The organism is Arsukibacterium tuosuense, from assembly GCF_900215315.1.
GTDB classification, from domain to species: Bacteria; Pseudomonadota; Gammaproteobacteria; order Enterobacterales; family Alteromonadaceae; genus Alishewanella; species Alishewanella tuosuense.
Genome location: NZ_OBEB01000001.1, coordinates 676,779 through 691,960, shown reverse-complemented (window position 1 = coordinate 691,960; position 15,182 = coordinate 676,779). Strand labels below are relative to the sequence as shown.

Here is a 15,182-nt window from a genome sequence, read left to right as displayed (position 1 = left end):
GATGATTGAAGCTGATCGAATGATCCAGGGTAATGCGACCCGCGAAGATGAAGTAATAGACCGGGCTATCCGGCCGAAAACCCTGGCCGATTATACTGGCCAACAGCATGTGCGCGAACAAATGGCTATTTTTATCGAGGCAGCGCGGGGGCGGGGGGATCCACTGGATCACTTACTTATTTTTGGCCCCCCTGGCCTGGGTAAAACCACTCTGGCGATGATCGTTGCTAACGAAATGGGGGTAAATATTAAAAGTACCTCCGGTCCGGTGCTGGAAAAAGCCGGTGATTTAGCGGCGCTGCTTACCAATCTTGAACAAAATGATGTGCTGTTTATTGACGAGATCCATCGTCTGAGCCCGGTTGTTGAAGAAATTTTGTATCCGGCGATGGAAGACTATCAGCTGGACATTATGATAGGCGAGGGCCCTGCTGCCCGCTCTATTAAGCTGGAGTTACCGCCCTTTACCCTGATTGGCGCCACCACCCGTGCCGGTGCCTTAACGTCACCCCTGCGTGACCGCTTTGGTATCGTGCAGCGGCTGGAGTTTTATAAAGTGGACGAACTGAGCGATATTATTCAGCGTTCAGCGTTATACCTTAATTTGCAATTAGCTAAAGATGCGGCAACAGAAATAGCCAGACGCTCACGCGGTACCCCGCGCATTGCCAACCGTTTGCTGCGCCGGGTACGGGATTACGCTCAGGTTAAATCCGATGGTACCGTCTCGGTTGAGATTGCCGGCCAGGCATTGCAAATGGTGGACGTCGATGCCGAAGGTTTCGACTACATGGATCGCAAGCTTATTCTGGCCATTATTGATAAGTTTATGGGTGGCCCGGTCGGGCTGGACAATTTAGCGGCGGCCATTGGTGAAGAGAAAGAAACCATTGAAGATGTAATAGAGCCGTTTTTAATTCAGCAGGGCTTTATTCAGCGCACGCCACGTGGCCGGATAGCCTCACCAAGAGCTTATCAGCACTTCGGCTTCGACTTACCCAAATCAGAATGAATTATCGCATCGAATTCGCAAACTATTTGGTACTACAGCTAGGCGGCAAATGAGCGACCTGGGACGCCAGCCCGGCCCCATGAGCATAGTTACCTATGCGATTGGGTCGGACTGGCGCACCAGCGAGGGAGTGAAGCCAACAACGCTGTAGTGCCAAATAGGACGCGAATAAAAAAAAGCCCGCTCAGAGAGCGGGCAAAGCAACAAGTTGAAGGAGTGCTTCAATAAATCCAGGGAACATGCTTAACAGCAGCAAAACTAATCTTAGCTATCAGTCATACTGCGAAGTGAACTTTACTAAACAAGGTAACCCTCTTACCTTGCCTTTGCGCTAGCTCAGAACACGGGGCCTATGTTAAGGAGTTTGAGTAATTACTTCAAACGAGAAAAATTAGCACTTAGTTATTAGAATAACTAATGTGAAGAGGGTATGGTGTTGCTGCTTAATTAACCAGTCAGCAAAGCTGTTTTTAAACAAGGCCTTTATTCATCTGTGATTAAGTTTAAATGTGGATGATAGCTCGGATTACTTTTTGTGGTTTGTGTTGTGGTTTGTGTTGTGGTTTATGAGTGCTTCTATTGAAATAAACTGAGTTGACAACAAATTGAACTTCAACGGGGCATCAGGGTCTGCTTTTTGACCATGATGCAAGAGGTCGTTGCAAATAAATATAATTGCAGTGGAGTGGGGTTAGCCATTGAGTTTGGCCAGCCGGCTAATTATCATACGCAGCAACAAAAGATGTGACTACAAATGCCAGATAAGAACTTCGAATTCCCAATACGGGTATATTATGAAGATACTGATGCCGGTGGCATCGTTTACTACGCTAATTACCTGAAATTTTTTGAAAGAGCCCGCACTGAATGGTTACGGGCTCTGGGTGTTGAGCAGGATATATTGTTGTCAAATAATATCGCCTTTGTTGTTACTCAGGTTTTAATGAACAACAAAAAAAGTGCAGGTTTTAATGAATTATTGACGGTATCGAGTCAAATCAGTACCTTAAAGTCAGCAAGTATCATTTTTTCCCAGCAAATTTATAATGCTTCGGCCCAGTTAGTGTGTCAGGCTGAAATAAAAGTTGCCTGTATTGACAAGCAGGCCATGAAAGCCCGGCCTATGCCGGCCGAAATTGCAGAGGTGTTAACGCGTGTCAGGTGAAATTTCCATTCTTCATTTATTACTCGATGCCAGTATTGTGGTGCAGGCTGTAATGTTAATTTTAGTTGGTATGTCGGTTGCCTCCTGGAGCATGATTTTCAAAAGAAAAAAAGTACTGAAAGAAGCGCTGACGGACGCCAAGAAATTTGAAGATAAATTCTGGTCCGGAATTGATCTGTCGAAGCTGTATGCCGAAGTCAGTGCCCGCCAGAGCAATATTGGCTTAGAGGCTTTATTTAAAGCGGGTTTTAAAGAGTTTGCCCGGCTACACAAAAGCAGCCGGCAACAACCCGCTGCGTTAATGGAAGGCGCGCAACGGGCAATGCGGGTCGGTCTGTCGCGCGAAGTAGAACGACTGGAAACCAATTTACCTTTCCTGGCGACTGTAGGGTCTATCAGCCCTTACATTGGTTTATTCGGTACCGTATGGGGCATCATGAATTCTTTTATTGCCCTGGGCGCGGTGCAACAAGCCACGTTAGCCATGGTGGCCCCCGGTATTGCCGAGGCGCTTATCGCTACGGCTATCGGTTTGTTTGCCGCTATTCCGGCGGTTATTGCCTATAACAAATTTTCCCACCAGGTTGAACTGCTCGAGAGCAGTTACGTCAACTTTGTTGAAGAGTTTTCTAACATCCTGCACCGACAGGCTGTTAACAGCACAGAGGCTGCGTAATGTACGTCCGGAAAAAACGGCGGATGATGGCTGAAATAAACGTGGTGCCATACATTGATGTTATGCTGGTGCTGCTGGTTATTTTTATGGTGACGACGCCGTTAATTACCCAGGGCGTTAAAGTAGAGTTGCCAAAGTCGGCGGCCGAGCCAATTGCCCAGATGACGGAAGGCAAAACACCATTGGTGGCCACGGTAGACAGTGATGGTTTGTATTACTTTGAGAAAGACGGCAACCAGCAAGGACCTTTTACCTCAGCAGAACTGCAGGTAGAAGTGGCAAGTTGGCTGACAATTGAACCGGGTACTCAGGTAATTGTGAAAGGGGATAAAGCGGTAAGCTATGAGGCCGTTATCCGCCTGATTAATGTTTTGAAAAATGCCGGCGCGCCGGCAGTGGGTTTAATGACTGATAATGAAGTTTAATAAGCTTAAACCAGCACTGACAACGCCATTAGCAAAATCGCTGACGTTACACGTCGCCATTTTGCTGTTGCTGATCTTTGGCGCCAATATAAGTTTTAAGCGCAAAACGGTTGAGCTGTCTGTCAGTACTGAGCAGGCAGTCGAGACTAATCCGGCTCCGGTGGAAGCGGTAGCAATTGATCGCAAACAGCTGGAGCAGCGGGTTGCTGAAATTCAGAAAAATCGTGATGACGCAAAAAAAGCTGAGGAAGATCGGATTGCCGCGCTAGAGCGCAGAGCTAAGCAGGCTGAGCGTAACCGGGCTGCAGAAGAAGAGCGCTTAAAACGCGTTGCTGAGCAGAAACGCCAGGCAGATGAAGCCGCACGTAAATCCAAGGCTGCAGCTGCAGAGGCGCAAAAGCAGCAGCAGGCAGAAGCAGCGAAAGCTAAGCAGGCAGAAGAAGCCCGTAAAGCCCGCGAGGCAGAGCAGAAAAAAGCAGAAGCTGCCGCTAAAGCTGCAGAAGAGCGCCGACGCTTAGCTGCTGAAGCCGAAGCGAAAGAACAGGCCGAGCGGGAACGCAAGGCACGGGAAGCCAGAGAGCAGGCCGAGCGTGAGCGGCAGTTACAGGAACAAATGGCCAAAGAGGCTGAAGCAAGACGCCAGGCCCGGGCGCAGCAGGCGGTGACAGAAGTACAGCGCTATACGGCGATGATCCGTGATGCAATTCAACGTAACTTATTGGTAGATGAAAACATGCGCGGTAAAACGGCCCGGATTAATATCAGGCTGGCAAGCAGCGGCTTTGTGACAGACGTGCGTTATGTCAGTGGTGACCGTCAGGTAGCAGACGCCGCCATCCGAGCAGTAAACCGGGCAGGAACCTTGCCGGTTTCGACTGATCCTGATGTTTATAATCAACTGAAAGATATAACTTTAACGGTGGCACCAGAATTTTGATGATGACTAATTTACTTAAAAAGACCTTACTCCTGGCACTCCTATTGGTTCCGGCGCTGGCCCGCGCGTCGCTGGAAATTGTGATTACCGAAGGCATAGATTCTGCCAGGCCAGTGGCCATTTTACCTTTCAGTTTTAATGGCACCACCAGGCCAAATGAAAACCTGGCAGAGATTGTGTCCGCCGATTTGATGCGCAGTGGTAAATTCAGCCCGTTAGCCAGTATAAAGATGCCGCAGCGGCCGGCTAAAGCCAGTGAAATAGACTATGCGGCATGGGCGCGTGAAGGCGTTGAAGCCATTGTCATGGGCCAGATTAACGAGATCGGTATTGACCGCTACACGGTAAGTTTTGAGCTGATAGATGTGCTAAAAGGTAACAGCGGCCCCAGTTCGCAAATGCTCAATGCCGGTAAACTGGTCACCAGCAACGAACACGTACTGGATAGCCGGGAAACCACCATTAATGGCAGCCAGTTCCGCCAGTATGCCCACCGGATCAGCGATATTGTTTATGAAAAGCTGACCGGCGAGCGCGGCGCTTTCTTAACGAAAATTGCTTATGTGCTGGTGCGGCCGGACAACGAATTCCCTTATCAGTTAGTGGTCGCCGACTACGACGGTGTTAATGAACAAATATTGCTGCGTTCGAAAGAGCCGTTAATGTCGCCCAGCTGGTCACCCGATGGTACCAAGCTGGCCTATGTTACCTTTGAGCGTCGGCAGGCTCAGATTTTTATCCAGGATATTTACAGTGGCCGGCGTACCGTCGTCAGCACCTTTCCGGGCATAAACGGCGCACCAGTCTGGTCACCGGATGGTGAGAGCCTTGCCCTGGTATTGTCCAGAGATGGTAACCCTGAAATTTATACTTTAAATATTGCTACCAAGGCGTTACGTCGGATAACCAATCAGCGCGCTATCGATACTGAGCCTAACTGGTCACCCGATGGCAAGGAACTGGTGTTCAGTTCGGACAGAGGTGGCAATCCCCAGCTATATAGCGTAAATTTAGCAACAGGCACTACCAGACGGTTGACTTTTGAAGGTGAGATGAATCTGGCGGGCGCCTATACACCCGATGGCAGCACTATCGTAATGGTGAACCGGACTCAGGGCCAGTATCATATTGCAAAAATGGATCGGCAAAGCCGCTTTTTGCAGGTGCTGACTAAAACCAATCTGGATGAGTCACCCAGTATTGCGCCAAATGGTTCGATGATTATTTACAGCACTATGCATGGTTCGTCGCAGGTGTTGGCACTGGTTTCAATGGATGGACGCTTTAAAGCCCGACTGCCGGCGATAGATGGACAGGTTAAATCGCCAGCCTGGTCACCTTTTTTATAAAACAAAAACGTGGTTAACTTACTAAGGACAACAAAATGAACTTAAACAAAGTGTTAAAGGCTTTATTAGTCGCAGTACCTGTGATGACATTAGCCGCCTGTAGCTCAACGTCATCAACTTCTGCTGACGATGCCCGCACCTCAGAAGCTGCTGAGCAGGTCACCGAAACTGTACAGGTTGAAACTGCCGAGCCAGTTGTCAGCCCTGCTGAGCAAATGCGTCAGAAACTGGAAGCATTGCGCCAGGAAAACACCATTTATTTCGATTTCGACCGGGCTACCGTTCGTCCTGAGTTCGTTGAAGTACTGGAAGCTCATGGTACCTTTTTACGGGCTAACCCAAGCGTCCGTGTGACCATCGAAGGTCATTCTGATGAGCGCGGTACCCCAGAGTACAACATTGCGTTAGGTGAGCGTCGTGCTCAGGCAGTGGTATCTTATTTACAAAACCTGGGTGTGTCTGCCGGCCAGTTGTCTACCGTTAGCTACGGTGAAGAGAAGCCAGTTGACAGATCACGTACAGAGACAGGTTTTGCTAAAAACCGTCGTGCAGTACTGGTTTACTAATAGTTAATAACAAAAAAGAGTGATCATGACAGTAAATAAAACACTGTGGGTTGCTCTGTCCTTAGTGAGTAGCGGTGCCTGGGCTAACCCGGCACCGGTTACTGAGCTGGGCAGAAATATCACGCCAAACCAGCAACTTGCCAGCCCTGGCAGCGGTACGCTGGAGCAACGTCTGGCAACATTGGAGCGGGTGGTAGAAGCCCGGGCCCAGGGTCAGATGCAGATGCAGCAGCAATTAAATTTATTGCTGGATGAAGTCAGCCAGATCCGTGGGGTTACGGAAACACACACCTACCAGCTGGATGAAATGCTGCAACGCCAACGCGATTTATATCAGGAAATTGATCGCAGGGTAGGGGCGCTGCAAACCAGTACTGCCGCCCAACCGCCTGTTTCCAGCGATGTTAACAGCATACCTACCGTTTCCTATTCTTCAAATATGTCAGAAAACGATGCTTACGATAAAGCCGTAAATATGGTATTGAAGGATCGGCGTTACGATGCGGCTATCCCTGAGTTTGAAGCCTTTATCAAAAACTACCCCAACTCCGGCTACGCGCCCAATGCCCATTACTGGCTGGGACAGTTATTGTTTAATAACAATGACCTGGCAAAGGCCAAAACCCATTTTGAGCGGGTTGTATCTAACTTTGAGACCTCTAATAAAGTGCCTGATGCCCTGTTAAAGCTGGGGCAGGTCGCAGAGCGGGAAAATAATAAAGACGCGGCAAGGCGGTTTTATCAGCAGTTAGTCAACGATCACGCCTCGGCTACGTCCGCCCGACTGGCGCAAGAACGACTGGACGCACTGAAATAAGTCGTAGCAGCCAACCCTCAGGTTGGCTTTGTTGTTTCATATCGCTGGCTTTTTGCGCAGTCAGGCCAGGATGGCAGCCTTTTTAACAATTTTCGGTTGCACTGGCGCCGTAAATCAGTAAGATATGCGTCCGCGGTGAGGGTCGTTAGCTCAGTTGGTAGAGCAGTTGACTTTTAATCAATTGGTCGCTGGTTCGAATCCAGCACGACCCACCAAACCGCACAGACAAGTACACCGAAGTGGGTCGTTAGCTCAGTTGGTAGAGCAGTTGACTTTTAATCAATTGGTCGCTGGTTCGAATCCAGCACGACCCACCACTTCGCGTTTACCTTGTTTGGGTCGTTAGCTCAGTTGGTAGAGCAGTTGACTTTTAATCAATTGGTCGCTGGTTCGAATCCAGCACGACCCACCACTTCGCGTTTACCTTGTTTGGGTCGTTAGCTCAGTTGGTAGAGCAGTTGACTTTTAATCAATTGGTCGCTGGTTCGAATCCAGCACGACCCACCAAACACCCCCTAAACACCTCTATGTTAAATACTGTTATTGCCAGCTTGCCGAGTGTATAATACGTGCCTTTTTACGCAACCGGTCAGGTGTTATGACGCAGTCGATGTATTTTAGCGAGCAGGATTTCAGGTTCCCCAGAAAACCTGTGCCTTTGTCTGCAGATGAAAAGGTCGAATATAAAACCCGGATTAAAGCGCTGCTACAGCAAAAAAATGCTGTGCTGGTCGCCCATTACTATACCGATCCGGAAATTCAGGCCCTGGCTGAAGAAACCGGCGGCTGCGTGTCAGACTCACTGGAAATGGCCCGTTTTGGTAACGAACACCCGGCAGAGACATTAATTGTTGCCGGCGTTAAGTTTATGGGCGAAACCGCGAAAATTCTGACCCCGAATAAAACCGTACTGATGCCGACACTTGAGGCCACCTGTTCCCTGGACTTAGGCTGCCCGGCAGAGCCGTTTTCAGCGTTTTGCGACGCCCATCCAGACCGGGTAGTGGTGGTGTATGCCAATACCTCTGCGGCGGTTAAAGCGCGCGCTGACTGGGTGGTTACCTCGTCTATTGCCCTGGATGTGGTCGATTACTTAGATAGCCAGGGTAAAAAAATTCTGTGGGGCCCGGATAAGCACCTGGGTGCTTATGTGCAAAAGCAAACCGGCGCTGATATGTTGCTTTGGGACGCCGCCTGTATCGTCCACGACGAGTTTAAAGCCAATGCGTTAGTCGAGCTGAAAAAGCAGCACCCGGAAGCGGCAGTGCTGGTGCACCCGGAGTCTCCTGACAGCGTAGTACAACTGGCCGATGCTGTGGGCTCCACCAGTCAGCTGATTAAAGCCAGCCAGACCCTGCCGAACAGCACCTTTATTGTCGCGACCGACAAAGGCATTTTTTATAAGATGCAACAGCAGATGCCGGACCGTACCTTTATCGAAGCCCCAACCGGCGGTAACGGCGCCACCTGCCGCAGCTGCGCTCACTGCCCCTGGATGGCAATGAACGGCTTAAAAGCGATTGAGGCAGCGTTAACCGACACCACCGGCCATGAGATCTTTGTCGATGCAGCCCTGCGCGAAAAAGCCTTAGTGCCGCTGAACCGGATGCTGAACTTCGCTAAAGAGCTAAAAATGCAGGTAAAAGGCAACGCTTAAGCTAAAACGGGCTGTGACTGCTTAAAAAGCAGCCATAAACAAAGCACTTATAGATATAACAGTTGCAGCGCGCGGTGAATTTCCCTAGTATAGCCGCGCTTGCAACGCAAGTTCCGGAGAGATGGCTGAGTGGCTGAAGGCGCACGCCTGGAAAGTGTGTTTAGGTTAACCCCTAACGAGGGTTCGAATCCCTCTCTCTCCGCCAATCAAATGAAAAAGGCCCACGCAATTGCGTGGGCCTTTTTCATTTAAGCGTCGAGACGAGGATTTGGTTCGAACCCTGCGGTTCGACCAACTTGTCAGGAACAAGTTGGAACGCACTTCAGTGCGGCCCGCAGGGCCAGAACCAGGGATGGTTCTGGTAATCCCTCTCTCTCGACCACAAAGCGTGGGCCTTTTTTCATTTAACGCGGCAGAGATCGAGGATTTGGTTCGAACCCTGAGGTTCGACCAACTCGCCGGGAGCGAGTTGGAACGCACTTTAGTGCGGCCCCAAAGGGCCAGAACCAGGGATGGTTCTGGTAATCCCTCTCTTGACCACAAAGCGTGGGCCTTTTTCATTTAAGCGTCGAGACGAGGATTTGGTTCGGACCCTGAGGTTCGACCTCCTGGCTCAACAAATCAGCGGGTTGCGAGGACATCGCATGTTAGATTCGACGAGGTGTTAACAAAGTTCTTAAAGCCATACGCACGTAGCAGGGTTTCAAGGTCTTGTTGCTGACTCCAGCGGCGGTTAACTTCATAAAACAAGGCTGTGGCATTGCTTAGTAAGCCGGATGCCACCAGCGCTTCAAACACTATTTTTTCATGCCCTTCGACATCGACTTTAATAATTAAATCAGATTCCGCAGGGATTAATGTTGTTAGCTTATCAGGGCCAAGGGTGGCGATAGTTTCTGTAAATCGAAACCAGCGGGGCAGCTTACGTAATGTAGCGGCGCCACTGTGCCATGGTTTTTTGATTATATTGCTGCTGCCTGTTTCGACAGAAACAGCGGCATTAATGGGATGGACAATATCTGCCACATTATTGACATCAAGGTTCGTCTTCAAAAGTGAAAAGGTGCTGGCGACAGGCTCGAATGCGAAAACTTTGGTGCAGTGTTTGTTGTGGCCGGCAAGAATAGAATAAAGGCCCTGATTTGCGCCGATATCAACAAAAGTAAAGGGCTTACGCTGGCCATTTAAGTAGTCTACCAATAGTGTATCGTATGAGCCTCTTTGGCAAAAATGGAAGGTCGCATCCAACCAGTTTTTACGCAGCAGAATGCCATAATGAGAACGGACAAAGCCAACAGGAGGCTTGGTCAACGCAGGACCAGGGATAGATTTTTCTAACTTGCGACACTGGACAGTATCGAGTAAGCCTTTCAATTCAGACATAGAAACTCCTATTGCCAACCATGCTAATTTAGCTCGGAATTATGACAAACTTAATACGTCTGTTATCTAAGATACATTTTCAGGATTAAAAGTAACATTTAACTGCAAGCGGGCAGGCAAGGGCCGTTGCTGTCATCTACACTAAGTTTTTTAATGCACTACCAGTGGGGATATTTATGGCAAATGAAGGCTATCACGAACCGGTCGGGGAACTTAGTGATGAAACGCGCGATATGCACCGGGCTATTACGTCATTAATGGAAGAGTTGGAAGCGGTCGATTGGTATAACCAGCGGGTTGATGCCTGTAACGATGAGCAGTTGAAACAAATTCTTATTCATAACCGGGATGAAGAAAAAGAACATGCAGCCATGGTGCTTGAATGGATTAGACGAAGAGATCCTCACTTTGATAAGCAGCTAAAAGATTATTTGTTTACTGATAAACCAATTGCTCACAAATAATTATGGAGCAGCCCTTTTCGCTTATTCGAAGGGCTGCTGTTACTGCGGGCTAAAGCCGGGGCGCCGTTGACTAATACTAACTTACTTACCCATTAGCTCGCCAACCGTATTGGCACCAAATGTCGTATCTGTTTTGCGATCAAAGGCCACGTTGCACATCGAGCCACCACGGCCGCACAGGTTGCCCGGAATTCGGGAGCCGGTACTACCCTGATAATATAAATTTAATGAATTAAGCTGGGTGACGATATTACTAAGCTCAGAGTTAACATCAAGCTGCTCGCCCCGTACTTCAATAACTTCAATATCATCAATTTGTTTTAAGTTCGCCAGCACCGGCTGGACCAGCGCGACCAGTTCAGGTTCGGGTTGGGTTGATATTTGCTCCAGGGCATTGATGATTTCATCTAAGCGCTGCCTGGAGTCGGCATAGCCTTTCAGTGCCAGATTTTTATAAAGCACGCCGGCCCGGGCCAGATCGGATTCAATGCCGATACCACTTACCAGCAATTGCGCCAGCAAATAGCGGGCCGGGCTGTAGTGTTGCTCGTTTGCTGTCTCAAGCAGGGCAATGGCCTCTTTATCGGTTTGTGGCATATCCTGTGCCAGCAATAATTTTGCTTTATCTGTTAGTGCCGGGCCAAATTCCGTTTTTGCGGCCCGATCCAGTAACTCATCCGCTTTGGCGATGTCCTGCCCGAAGATAAAGCCCTGGCGCAGCCAGATAGACATCTGGTGCATACCCATCGGCTCGCGCCAGCGTACCGCTTGCTTAATATGGCGGCGGGCTTTTTTTATATCCTGCTCGACACCTTCGCCTTTGGCATAAGCAACGGCCACAATAGTGGCAGCTTCGCCGCTGCCGTAATGTGCCATTTTTTCCAGTTTTTTAAATTCTGACTGGCAGTTGGCGCTGCCACAAAAGCCGGCTGGCTGATTTGCGGCACTAGTTATAAAAGGGGCCAAAAGTAGGGTAGCCGTTAACGCTATTACTAACCCGATGCTGGTTATTCGCATTGTCTTAACTCCTGTATCAATGGTTTAGGTTAAATACGCCCTACTGAGTCGATCTGAAATTGAGAGGGGTAAATACAGTGTTGCGATTCAGCAAGCCACCCATGGTATCGTTAGTAGCGACGCTGCAGTTTGTAACACCGCGACCGCATAGTTGACCAGGGATCCGGGTGCCGGTCAGACGCCTTTCGTAAAGATTCAGTGAGTCGAGCTGGGCCACGATATTAGTAAACTCAGACTTAACGCTGAACTGCTTACCCTGTACTTTAAACACTTCAATATCATTAATTTGCTTTAAATCTGCCAGTAGCGGCTGTACCCGTGCAACCAATTCACGGTCGGCTTTTTCGTCTGCAACACGTTGAGTGGTTTGCTCCAGCGCGGTGATGATCTGATCCAGCTGCTGCCTGGAATCAGCATAGCCTTTCAGCGCCAGGCTTTTATAAATACGGGCAGCGCGGGCCAGATCCGACTCCACGGCGACGCCGCTGACCAGCAACTGTGCCAACAGGTATTGTCCCGGGCTGTAGTATTGTTCTGCTGCCTGCTCCAGCAAGTCGATAGCTTTTTTATCTGCTTGCGGCGTGTTTTTCGCCAGCAATAATTTTGCTTTATCTGTTAAGGCAGGGCCAAACTCTGCTCTGACGGCGCGGTTTAGCAATTCATCAGCTTTACGGATATCCTGCTCAAATACAAAGCCCTGACGCAGCCAGATTGACATCTGGTGCATGCCCATCGGTTCGCGCCAGCGTACTGCTTGTTTAATTTGCTGGCGGGCTTTTTCAATATCATGCCCGACCCCTTCGCCGGTGGCGTAAGCAAGGGCAACGATAGTGGCAGCCTCACCACTGCCATAGCGAGCCATTTCTTCCAGCTTTTTAAATTCAGCCTGGCAGCTGGCGCTTTCGCAAAAGCCGGCTTGAGCATCAGCAGCCATGGCCGTAACGGGTATAAAAAGTAAGGTACTACTTAAGGCTAGCGCCAACCCAATTTTGGTTTTTCTCATTGTTCTGGTTCCTGTTGTTGGCCCTCAGTATCACGCTGTGTTCACTATAGTACAGCTGAGAGAAGAGGGTAAGCTAACAATTGCAGCCGTTTAGCGCTGCCCTGTTTAGTGTCCGTGTTATAGGTAAGACGAACGGCCTTCTAGAAATGTGACAAATTAACTGTATTTATCCAAACTTTATTTCACAATTCAGCTTCAGCTCAGTTTGCCCGGCCTATGCTTGGCCTGTATTCGCAGTTTGAGGGTGACAACAGGGGCTCTATCCTGAGCGCTACTTTCTGGCTGCTATTTTTTCAAAGTGCAGGAGTCTGCTATGAGTGTTTCCAAGCAAAGTGATGTGCCACAACAACAATTTTTTTATCAGCAAAACCAGACAGTAGATTTAACCCAGCAGGAGCGCAGAGCGCTAAGCCTGGTGTGGAATGATGATAGTGTCGATGCGAACAAGGCCGGGCAGCGGGATGCAGACACCGCCCACTGCGCAGTGCTGGGTTATAACTGATATTTAACAGCGTTTATTTACCTGAAACAGACTGGACTTGCCTGGAGCTGACTGGCTGATTAGAATCGACGTCTTGATGTTTAACCCGCGAGTCAGAGACCAGGCATGAATAAAAATATTGTTACCAACGGCTTAGCTGCGTTAGTTGTTGCTGCAGGTTGGTTTTGGCAACAGCCGTTGTTGCTGAGTGTGGGCTTGTTTGCGTTATCAGGCGCCTTAACCAATTGGCTTGCAATTCATATGTTGTTTGAAAAAGTGCCGTTGCTGTATGGCTCAGGCGTTATTCCGGCACGGTTTACCGAGTTTAAGGCCGGCATTTATCAACTGGTGATGACTCAGTTTTTCAGTAGCGACAATATTGAGCGTTTTATTACTGCCCGACAGCATGGTCAGCCCGGCGATGAAAGTCAGCCGGCGTTCGATTTTGAGCCGGTAATTGCAAAAACTGACTTATCGCCCGCTTTCGATTCCTTACTAAAAGTCGTTGAGCAATCGTCGTTCGGTAATATGCTCAACATGTTTGGTGGCAGCGCCGCTTTATTGCCATTAAAAGAACCTTTTATTGCCCGGTTAAAAGAGGCGTTAACCGATGTCTCCCGCAGTGAAGAGTTTAACCAGCTGGTGCTGGCCCAGCTTGACCAGCCTGAACAGCTGCAAAGTATCCGTGACCAGGTAGAAACCATCGTGCAGCAACGGCTGGCTGAGCTTACCCCAGAGCTGGTGAAACAGATTATTCAGCAGATGATCCGCCAGCATTTAGGCTGGCTGGTAGTATGGGGCGGGGTATTTGGTGGTCTGATAGGGTTAGTGGCTGCGTTTATCCAGTAACGATTATTGAGTCGCATCAGAGTAACTATGACATCGCAAAGCGGGCGCCCTGCAGATGGGGGTAATCCATCTAAAGGGTGCCCGTGTTGCCTGAGCCTTATTGTTTGGCAGCGTAGGCTTCTGCCTGACGCCAGACCCGCAACAGGTTACCTGACAGAATTTTATCAATATCAGCTTCGCTATAACCGCGCTCGAGCAAGCCGGCAATCAGGTTAGGATAGCTGGCCACGTCTTTCAGGCCCTCAGGCAATGAGTCGCCAACCCCGTCGTAATCAGAACCAATACCCACATAATCGATACCCACCAGTTTTACCACGTGATCAATATGATCCAGCACGGTTTCCAGGGTAGCAAACGGGTAGGGTTGCTGCTCACGAAAAACCTTAGCAAAGGCGGCATCGTTGGCTACGCCGGCTTTTTCAGCTGCGGCTTTGCGCATAGCACCATACTGATTGGCAATGGCCGTAACGAAAGATGAACCGAAATTAATCTGAATAACGCCGCCATTTTTGGCCAGCGCTTTAATCATGTCATCATCCATATTGCGCTCGAAACCCGGCACAAAGCTGCGTAGCGACGAGTGGGAGGCAATAACCGGTACTTTGCTCAGTGCCACCGTCTGATAAAACGCATCGTCTGAGACATGGGAGATATCAATCATCATGCCGATATTATTCATTGCTACTACCAGCTCTTTGCCAAACGGGCTTAAGCCCTGCCAGCGACGGCGTAAGTCGTAACTGGAGTCAGATATATGGTTACTCTCAGAATGCGCCAGGGTGATGTAGCGAATACCTCGCTGATAAAAATGGCGTAAGTTGGCTAAGTCGCCGGCGATAGGGGTGCCGTTTTCCATGCCAAGTGCCAGGGAAATTTTACCATTGCCAAACTGGGCTAGCGCATCGTCAGTGCTATGGGCCATGGCAAACTTATCCGGTGCCCGGCCTGCCAGGGCTTCCATATTATCAATCAGCTGGTTCGCCAGCTGATAGCCGCCACCGCTGCGCTCGTAAGAGGCCGGAATATACACCGACATAAAAGGCACATTTAGCCCGCCTGCACGGGCCCGGGGGTAATCAAACTCGCCCCGCTCAGTGGCCTGGCTGACATCCTCCCAGTCTTTATGTAGCCGGTAAGGTACATCGATGTGGGTGTCGATAATCATCCTGTTTTGGGCAATTAAGCGGGCGCGTTGGGCAACGCTCAGCTCGCTGGCAGCCGGTTGCGTGGCAGCAGGACTGTTCAGCTGGCCCGGACTGCTGCAGGCGGTAAGCCCGGCACTTAGTAGCGCAATGCAAAGTAAAGAGAGGCGGGGAGTCATTGGTGGGTCCTTCTGGTTAATATGGCTGACCATAATATGCTATGCTGCGCCCTGAAAATC

The 15,182-nt window shown here is 49.5% G+C and carries 16 protein-coding genes and 5 tRNA genes; 17 read left to right on the top strand and 4 right to left on the bottom strand.

Going from position 1 to position 15,182, the window contains the following annotated elements; genetic code table 11:
- Position 1: 1 nt before the first annotated feature.
- From ruvB to CRO03_RS03185, 14 genes are all read left to right on the top strand, one after another.
- Positions 2 to 1,012 carry a Holliday junction branch migration DNA helicase RuvB gene (gene ruvB, locus CRO03_RS03250; protein ID WP_097110107.1) on the top strand — a complete coding sequence of 337 codons (1,011 nt, stop codon included), beginning with the start codon at positions 2 to 4 and terminating at the stop codon, positions 1,010 to 1,012.
- A gap of 754 nt (positions 1,013 to 1,766) precedes the next feature.
- On the top strand, positions 1,767 to 2,177 hold the full coding sequence (gene ybgC, locus CRO03_RS03245) for a tol-pal system-associated acyl-CoA thioesterase (protein ID WP_097110106.1): 411 nt from the start codon (positions 1,767 to 1,769) through the stop codon (positions 2,175 to 2,177).
- Complete coding sequence (gene tolQ, locus CRO03_RS03240) at positions 2,167 to 2,853, top strand: protein TolQ (RefSeq protein ID WP_097110105.1); 687 nt, start codon at positions 2,167 to 2,169, stop codon at positions 2,851 to 2,853. The genes ybgC and tolQ overlap by 11 nt, the downstream gene beginning before the upstream one ends.
- Positions 2,853 to 3,278 carry a protein TolR gene (tolR, locus tag CRO03_RS03235; protein ID WP_097110104.1) on the top strand — a complete coding sequence of 142 codons (426 nt, stop codon included), beginning with the start codon at positions 2,853 to 2,855 and terminating at the stop codon, positions 3,276 to 3,278. The genes tolQ and tolR overlap by 1 nt, the downstream gene beginning before the upstream one ends.
- Positions 3,268 to 4,215 (top strand): cell envelope integrity protein TolA, encoded by a 948-nt coding sequence (gene tolA / locus CRO03_RS03230; RefSeq protein ID WP_097110103.1) that lies wholly within the window; start codon positions 3,268 to 3,270, stop codon positions 4,213 to 4,215. Before tolR ends, tolA begins: the two co-directional genes overlap by 11 nt.
- Entirely contained in the window at positions 4,215 to 5,564 is a 1,350-nt protein-coding gene (gene tolB / locus CRO03_RS03225; protein ID WP_245861415.1) for a Tol-Pal system beta propeller repeat protein TolB, read from the top strand. Before tolA ends, tolB begins: the two co-directional genes overlap by 1 nt.
- Before the next feature lie 35 nt (positions 5,565 to 5,599).
- Positions 5,600 to 6,130 carry a peptidoglycan-associated lipoprotein Pal gene (gene pal / locus CRO03_RS03220; RefSeq protein ID WP_097110102.1) on the top strand — a complete coding sequence of 177 codons (531 nt, stop codon included), beginning with the start codon at positions 5,600 to 5,602 and terminating at the stop codon, positions 6,128 to 6,130.
- Between the two features lie 25 nt (positions 6,131 to 6,155).
- Entirely contained in the window at positions 6,156 to 6,947 is a 792-nt protein-coding gene (gene ybgF / locus CRO03_RS03215; protein ID WP_097110101.1) for a tol-pal system protein YbgF, read from the top strand.
- Positions 6,948 to 7,086: 139 nt separating this feature from the next.
- Positions 7,087 to 7,162 (top strand) — tRNA-Lys (locus CRO03_RS03210).
- 26 nt (positions 7,163 to 7,188) lie between these two features.
- A tRNA-Lys gene (locus tag CRO03_RS03205) sits at positions 7,189 to 7,264 on the top strand.
- A 19-nt stretch (positions 7,265 to 7,283) separates the two neighbouring features.
- Positions 7,284 to 7,359 (top strand) — tRNA-Lys (locus CRO03_RS03200).
- 19 nt (positions 7,360 to 7,378) lie between these two features.
- Positions 7,379 to 7,454, top strand: a tRNA-Lys gene (locus CRO03_RS03195).
- A 91-nt stretch (positions 7,455 to 7,545) separates the two neighbouring features.
- A complete protein-coding gene (nadA, locus tag CRO03_RS03190) occupies positions 7,546 to 8,604 on the top strand; it encodes a quinolinate synthase NadA (protein WP_097110100.1) in 1,059 nt (352 codons plus the stop codon).
- 115 nt (positions 8,605 to 8,719) lie between these two features.
- Positions 8,720 to 8,809, top strand: a tRNA-Ser gene (locus CRO03_RS03185).
- Between the two features lie 416 nt (positions 8,810 to 9,225).
- On the opposite strand, the gene CRO03_RS03175 is transcribed toward CRO03_RS03185, so the two are convergent.
- The gene (locus tag CRO03_RS03175) at positions 9,226 to 9,987 is read right to left on the bottom strand and encodes an FkbM family methyltransferase (RefSeq protein ID WP_097110098.1); all 762 of its coding nucleotides are present in this window, start codon (positions 9,985 to 9,987) and stop codon (positions 9,226 to 9,228) included.
- A gap of 176 nt (positions 9,988 to 10,163) precedes the next feature.
- Between CRO03_RS03175 and CRO03_RS03170 the strand changes: the two genes are divergently transcribed.
- Positions 10,164 to 10,451 (top strand): encapsulin-associated ferritin-like protein, encoded by a 288-nt coding sequence (locus CRO03_RS03170; protein ID WP_097110097.1) that lies wholly within the window; start codon positions 10,164 to 10,166, stop codon positions 10,449 to 10,451.
- Between the two features lie 81 nt (positions 10,452 to 10,532).
- Here CRO03_RS03170 and CRO03_RS03165 read toward each other — a convergent pair whose 3' ends face one another.
- Both CRO03_RS03165 and CRO03_RS03160 read right to left on the bottom strand, forming a co-directional pair.
- A complete protein-coding gene (locus tag CRO03_RS03165) occupies positions 10,533 to 11,468 on the bottom strand; it encodes a tetratricopeptide repeat protein (protein ID WP_212682317.1) in 936 nt (311 codons plus the stop codon).
- A gap of 40 nt (positions 11,469 to 11,508) precedes the next feature.
- Complete coding sequence (locus CRO03_RS03160) at positions 11,509 to 12,471, bottom strand: tetratricopeptide repeat protein (protein WP_097110096.1); 963 nt, start codon at positions 12,469 to 12,471, stop codon at positions 11,509 to 11,511.
- Positions 12,472 to 12,784: 313 nt separating this feature from the next.
- Between CRO03_RS03160 and CRO03_RS03155 the strand changes: the two genes are divergently transcribed.
- Together CRO03_RS03155 and CRO03_RS03150 are read left to right on the top strand one after the other, a co-directional pair.
- Complete coding sequence (locus tag CRO03_RS03155; RefSeq protein WP_097110095.1) at positions 12,785 to 12,973, top strand: hypothetical protein; 189 nt, start codon at positions 12,785 to 12,787, stop codon at positions 12,971 to 12,973.
- A 105-nt stretch (positions 12,974 to 13,078) separates the two neighbouring features.
- Positions 13,079 to 13,801 carry a DUF445 domain-containing protein gene (locus CRO03_RS03150; protein WP_097110094.1) on the top strand — a complete coding sequence of 241 codons (723 nt, stop codon included), beginning with the start codon at positions 13,079 to 13,081 and terminating at the stop codon, positions 13,799 to 13,801.
- A 97-nt stretch (positions 13,802 to 13,898) separates the two neighbouring features.
- Here the strand turns inward: CRO03_RS03150 and CRO03_RS03145 are convergent, their stop codons facing one another.
- On the bottom strand, positions 13,899 to 15,122 hold the full coding sequence (locus CRO03_RS03145; RefSeq protein ID WP_097110396.1) for a dipeptidase: 1,224 nt from the start codon (positions 15,120 to 15,122) through the stop codon (positions 13,899 to 13,901).
- Positions 15,123 to 15,182: the final 60 nt, after the last annotated feature.

Excerpts from the sequence above, each read along its gene's own strand:
- tolR (WP_097110104.1), top strand. The coding sequence starts at position 2,853 with ATGTACGTCCGGAAAAAACGGCGGATGATGGCTGAAATAAACGTGGTG.
- nadA (WP_097110100.1), top strand. The coding sequence starts at position 7,546 with ATGACGCAGTCGATGTATTTTAGCGAGCAGGATTTCAGGTTCCCCAGA.
- CRO03_RS03160 (WP_097110096.1), bottom strand. The coding sequence starts at position 12,471 with ATGAGAAAAACCAAAATTGGGTTGGCGCTAGCCTTAAGTAGTACCTTA.
- CRO03_RS03155 (WP_097110095.1), top strand. The coding sequence starts at position 12,785 with ATGAGTGTTTCCAAGCAAAGTGATGTGCCACAACAACAATTTTTTTAT.
- ruvB (WP_097110107.1), top strand. The coding sequence starts at position 2 with ATGATTGAAGCTGATCGAATGATCCAGGGTAATGCGACCCGCGAAGAT.
- CRO03_RS03165 (WP_212682317.1), bottom strand. The coding sequence starts at position 11,468 with ATGCGAATAACCAGCATCGGGTTAGTAATAGCGTTAACGGCTACCCTA.
- tolB (WP_245861415.1), top strand. The coding sequence starts at position 4,215 with ATGATGACTAATTTACTTAAAAAGACCTTACTCCTGGCACTCCTATTG.
- CRO03_RS03175 (WP_097110098.1), bottom strand. The coding sequence starts at position 9,987 with ATGTCTGAATTGAAAGGCTTACTCGATACTGTCCAGTGTCGCAAGTTA.
- ybgF (WP_097110101.1), top strand. The coding sequence starts at position 6,156 with ATGACAGTAAATAAAACACTGTGGGTTGCTCTGTCCTTAGTGAGTAGC.
- CRO03_RS03150 (WP_097110094.1), top strand. The coding sequence starts at position 13,079 with ATGAATAAAAATATTGTTACCAACGGCTTAGCTGCGTTAGTTGTTGCT.
- CRO03_RS03145 (WP_097110396.1), bottom strand. The coding sequence starts at position 15,122 with ATGACTCCCCGCCTCTCTTTACTTTGCATTGCGCTACTAAGTGCCGGG.
- ybgC (WP_097110106.1), top strand. The coding sequence starts at position 1,767 with ATGCCAGATAAGAACTTCGAATTCCCAATACGGGTATATTATGAAGAT.
- CRO03_RS03170 (WP_097110097.1), top strand. The coding sequence starts at position 10,164 with ATGGCAAATGAAGGCTATCACGAACCGGTCGGGGAACTTAGTGATGAA.
- tolA (WP_097110103.1), top strand. The coding sequence starts at position 3,268 with ATGAAGTTTAATAAGCTTAAACCAGCACTGACAACGCCATTAGCAAAA.
- pal (WP_097110102.1), top strand. The coding sequence starts at position 5,600 with ATGAACTTAAACAAAGTGTTAAAGGCTTTATTAGTCGCAGTACCTGTG.